Annotated in this window: 2 protein-coding genes; both read right to left on the minus strand. The window is 38.7% G+C overall.

Annotated elements, in window-relative coordinates:
* Positions 1-171: 171 nt before the first annotated feature.
* A complete protein-coding gene (locus MKHDV_RS18550; protein WP_147662492.1) occupies positions 172-1707 on the minus strand; it encodes an IS110 family transposase in 1536 nt (511 codons plus the stop codon).
* Positions 1708-2471: 764 nt separating this feature from the next.
* Positions 2472-2630 carry a hypothetical protein gene (locus tag MKHDV_RS19310; protein WP_216846969.1) on the minus strand — a complete coding sequence of 53 codons (159 nt, stop codon included), beginning with the start codon at positions 2628-2630 and terminating at the stop codon, positions 2472-2474.
* Positions 2631-2636: the final 6 nt, after the last annotated feature.

Raw genomic sequence — 2636 nt, forward strand, 5'->3', positions numbered from 1 at the left:
TTTTTAATTTCTTATCCCAATCTTATTCGATTATTGCTTATCCTGACCTCAATAGCATAGTAAAAGAGTAAAAAGAATCACAGTTATTATAACATTCATACCCGAAAAGTCAAAAGAGAATAGAAAAAAGAAAAAAAATTTAGCCTGGGGGTCGTTGACCCCCATTAAAGACTAAATCTTATTTTTTTTTGAATCCACCTTAGTCCCTTGCAGTTCCACTACATTTGCCTTCCGTATCAATTGTTGGAAACCCTTTATCAAGAAGAAGCGACTTTTGGAGGTCATATATTGTGAGTTGGTAACCAAAAGTTGAGATATATCACGACGGAGACTGCGAGTTTGGGGAAATTCTAACATTGTACCGTGTTTGGTATTTCGGCGCTGCAATCGCTGTATTTTCGCCTTGGTTTGTTCAAAAGTCGCATCATAGGAAACATTATTTACTAGGACTTGATATATAATGCGACTGAGTTTTTGAGCCACTCGCATCACGGCTTTCTTGTAAGGAAGTCCTCTTAAAACATACTGGCGATGAGCAAATTTAGCTAAGTCGCTTCCCTTGGCATAACCGTTGACATATAACATGGCAATTTGTGATAAGGCGGTCCGAAGATGAGTATTAGTAAACCGATTGATATGACCGGGAGTAAATGTTCCTCCACTTTCCTTTATTTCAGGAACTACTCCGCAATATTTAGCAAAAGCCTTCCAATTGACAAACCGTCGAAAATCCCCTAATTCAGTAATTAAACGCAAGGCGGAAACTTGCCCTACACAGGGAATTCGGAGAAGTTGGAGGTACCAATATTCGAATTCAGCATCCTTAAGAATTTGTTTTTCGGTTTGCAATAAATATTGGGCAGCATTTGTTTCTGCTTGGAGATATTGGATGACTAATTGTCGCAAGTTGAACCGAGAAGTTTTGGGAAGTTCTATGTTAAAATAAGGCACATAATCATCTTGATGTTTCATCAAGCTGCTGATTGATCGCTTTTCTAACTGAGATGATTCTACCATTGCTTTAAATGCCCGTTTCATCGGACCTTCAGTTGTAATCATAAAATCGAGCAAGTGTAATTCCCATTCATGATGAAGATTAAGTTTATGCATGAAATTGACACTGCATAATACTCGATGAATACGATTCACGTATTTATTAGCTGCTTTCTTTGCATGCTTGTAATTTCGCAGAGTATCCCGCAAATGGAAAAACTCGGGAGTACCGATATAACTTGGTCGTATTAATCGATCGTAGAAGCTAAGTTCTGCCATGCCTTGAGCATCTGCTTTATCATGTTTGTTTCCCAAATCGGTCAATTTACGGTGGACCAATAATGGATTCATTGCAATAATTTTCGTCTTTGAATTCGGAAATGCATCTTCCAAGGCGTGATATACAGGTCGATGATATATGCCTGTGCATTCCATTAAATAATGGGAAACGGGAAGATATTTCTGTAAGAACTGGGTTAATTCCTGCAATCCTTGAGGTTGATTTCGAAATTTATGGGTTCGAATTTGAATAATCAAGTTTTGCTCAGTTTGGGCCGCGACACTCACCACAATGTTCTCCTTATGAACATCTAAGCCGACCCCATATCGGACAATTTCAATTTCAGCACCAGATGAAGTAGATCCTTGAGAACTTCTCCTGGATTTTCGACGGGTTGTTTTTTTCCTAAAGCTTTTTGAGGGATTATGACTCATTGTAACTCACTGGATTCAGGTTGATTGAATCCATCACCGAGAGCAATTGTTCGTTGCAATTGCTCTCAATTCTTTCTTTTGGTCGGATTTTTTACCAATGAAAGGATTTTCGCCAATATCACACCATTTCACGCGGATCTCACAAGGGATTGGTCCTTACACGGTCTGTTCAGACCCTCAAAGCGGATGCAAAGCCAAAAAAGATCCCAAAAGGCTCTGCATCCAATGCTGTGAGGCGTGACAATATTTTATTAAATGACCACTCCCGTGATCACCTGGAAAAGAAGCTTTCTGTGGATCTTCCCTGTAAGTTTTCACGGAGGTTAGCCAAAGTCTTTGAAAGATGGGTGACCTCGAGCTTCAAATCCCAAGAATGGTCTTGGAATTCGGATCTCACGCAAAGGAATGACAAATTTTTTTTTCGATATGATCGGGCGAACCGAGTCACATAAAAAGAACATTGTTCTCCAGTCCCCTTGGGATCCGCCTGCAACGAGTAGATTGGCGGTAATTATTATTTTGTCGGCAGATTATTTAATACTTTCGGAGTGCTAAGTGCTCCAAAAAGTCTTTTGGTGATGGATTCCTAAGTATGAATTCCAAAATTACACAAATTCAAAGAGCTTTCCTTTTCTATAAGTAAAAATCATGTTTAAGATGAAAATGGCGAAGGAGTTGAGTTGGAGAAATGACCTTCTTCAAAATAAAGCAAAAAATCGTAATTTAAGGAACTTCAAAAAAAAATATAATAAAAAACTTGAAAATTAGAATTTTAAGAGAGAAATATTGATAATATCGGAAAGAATCCCAGCAGCTGCTTCAGGACCTCCTGCACCACGACCAATAAAAGTATACGGCCCGGCATGTACAGTTTCAAATTCAACTAAATTAAGCGAACCCATGACTGCTAAAGTAGAATCCATGGGGAT

Source organism: Halodesulfovibrio sp. MK-HDV (assembly GCF_009914765.1).
Taxonomy (GTDB): Bacteria; Desulfobacterota; Desulfovibrionia; order Desulfovibrionales; family Desulfovibrionaceae; genus Halodesulfovibrio.

What these genes read in the sequence shown, in the direction of transcription:
- MKHDV_RS18550 (WP_147662492.1), bottom strand. Translation starts at nt 1,707, where the DNA reads ATGAGTCATAATCCCTCAAAAAGCTTTAGGAAAAAAACAACCCGTCGA.
- MKHDV_RS19310 (WP_216846969.1), bottom strand. Translation starts at nt 2,630, where the DNA reads ATGGATTCTACTTTAGCAGTCATGGGTTCGCTTAATTTAGTTGAATTT.